At 66.3% G+C, this 2036-nt stretch carries 3 protein-coding genes; 2 read left to right on the forward strand and 1 reads right to left on the reverse strand.

Features of this window, described 5'->3' with window-relative positions:
* The coding region (locus U858_RS0133125) for an aminotransferase class III-fold pyridoxal phosphate-dependent enzyme (protein WP_029954759.1) at positions 1 to 338 on the forward strand (338 nt) is incomplete at its 5' end.
* Between the two features lie 56 nt (positions 339 to 394).
* On the forward strand, positions 395 to 1336 hold the full coding sequence (argF, locus tag U858_RS0133130) for an ornithine carbamoyltransferase (RefSeq protein WP_025141357.1): 942 nt from the start codon (positions 395 to 397) through the stop codon (positions 1334 to 1336).
* A 96-nt stretch (positions 1337 to 1432) separates the two neighbouring features.
* On the opposite strand, the gene U858_RS0133135 is transcribed toward argF, so the two are convergent.
* A partial coding sequence (locus U858_RS0133135) for an alpha/beta fold hydrolase (RefSeq protein ID WP_025141358.1) occupies positions 1433 to 2036 on the reverse strand: 604 nt, incomplete at its 5' end.

Here is a 2036-nt window from a genome sequence, read left to right on the forward strand (position 1 = left end):
CGGCCGGGCTGGCCGTGCTGGATGCCCTGGAATCCGAAAACCTGCTGGATAACGCCCACCAGGTCGGCAGCCACCTGAAAGACCGGCTTGCCGCCGAACTGGCCGGCACGCCGGGCGTGACCGAAGTGCGCGGCCGCGGGCTGATGCTGGGCATCGAGCTGGCCCGCCCCTGCGGCGTGCTGGCCGCCCGCGCCCTGGACGCCGGCCTGCTCATCAATGTCACCCGCGACCGCGTGGTGCGCCTGTTGCCGCCGCTGATCCTGTCGCGCCAGGAGGCCGACCAGATCGTAGAGATCCTGGTCCCCCTGATTCGACAGTTTCTGGCCGAACATACATAATCAACCTCCCGCCCGGGCCACGAGTCCGACCGGGCCCCCAGACTAGCGACATCACCATGACTCCTCCCACGACTCAAAACGGCCCGTTGCGGCACTTTCTGCAGTTCAAGGACTTCTCGTCCGCCGAGATCGCCTACGTGCTGGACCGCGCGCGCCTGATCAAGGAAAAATTCAAACGCTATGAACCCCACATGCCGCTGCACGACCGCACGCTGGCGATGGTGTTCGAAAAGGCCAGCACGCGTACCCGCGTGTCGTTCGAGGCCGGCATGTACCAAATGGGCGGTTCGGTCATCAACCTGACCTCCAACGATTCCCAGCTGGGCCGCTCCGAGCCCATCGAAGACACCGCGCGCGTCATTTCGCGCATGGTCGACATCGTCATGATCCGCACGTTCGAGCAGACCCGCATCGAGCGCTTTGCGTCGCATTCGCGCGTGCCGGTCATCAATGGCCTGACCAACGAATTCCACCCTTGCCAGATCCTGGCCGACATCTTCACCTACATCGAGCACCGCGGCCCCATCGCCGGCAAGACGGTCGCCTGGGTGGGCGATGCCAACAACATGGCCTACACCTGGCTGCACGCGGCCGAAATGCTAGGCTTCACGCTGCACGTGTCCACCCCGGCCGGCTACGAACTCGAAGCCGCCCGCATCGGCAACCCGTCCGACAAGGTGCTGCGCCAGTTCAAGGACCCGATGCAGGCCTGCCAGGGCGCGCACCTGGTCACGACCGACGTCTGGACCAGCATGGGCTATGAAGCCGAAAACGAAGAACGCCGCGCCGCGTTCGCCGACTGGTGCGTCGACGCCGAAATGATGGCCGCCGCCGACCCCGAAGCCGTCTTCATGCACTGCCTGCCCGCCCACCGCGGCGAGGAAGTCACCGGCGAAGTCATCGACGGCCCGCAAAGCGTGGTCTGGGACGAAGCCGAAAACCGCCTGCACGTGCAGAAGGCGCTGATGGAATTCCTGCTGCTGGGCCAGATCAAGTAAGCGTCGCGCCCACAAAAAAAGCAGCCCGTCGGGCTGCTTTTTTTTCGTCCTGGCCAGGCCATGGCCCATGAAGGGGCCAACAGCAACCCACGCCCCTCAAGGCTTCAGACGCTTTTCCCAGCGCACGATCGCGTCGGCCACGGCCTGCGGTTCCTCGGGCACCAGCGCGTGGCCGGCGCCGGGGATCACCACGACCGACACGCGGTCGCCGAATTCGTCGCGGATCTCGTTGCGGGTCGATTCCGGTTTGAACAGGTCGGCGCCGGCCTGCAGGTCGAGCAGCGGCTTGTTGCCGCCGGACCACCAGTCGGACTGGCGCGTGGCTTTCCCGGCCAGCCGCTGGCTTTCACTGACCTCGGGATACCAGCCGTTCAACCACACGCGGGCATCGTGGCCCGGTGCAAAGAACGCGTACTGGATGGATTTCAGGCGTTCGGCGTCGGGCAGCGACAGGTCGGCGCTGCGGTCCACGTGTTCGCTCAGGCCCGCCGGATACTGCTTGGCCGCGGCCGCCACGATGACCACGCCGCGCACCAGCTCGGGGTGATCCACGCCGGTGGTGCGCGCTACCCAGTTGCCGAAAGCATGGCCGACCATCACGGCGGGCTGCCTGGCCACGTTGCGGATGACGGCGGCCATGTCGTTGCCCAGGTCGTGCAGCGTGATGCCCGTCATCGGCCCGGTGCTGGCGCCGATGCCG

It is taken from the genome of Achromobacter sp. DH1f (assembly GCF_000633435.1).
Lineage (GTDB): Bacteria > Pseudomonadota > Gammaproteobacteria > Burkholderiales > Burkholderiaceae_B > Achromobacter > Achromobacter deleyi.

Excerpts from the sequence above, each read along its gene's own strand:
- argF (WP_025141357.1), top strand. The coding sequence starts at position 395 with ATGACTCCTCCCACGACTCAAAACGGCCCGTTGCGGCACTTTCTGCAG.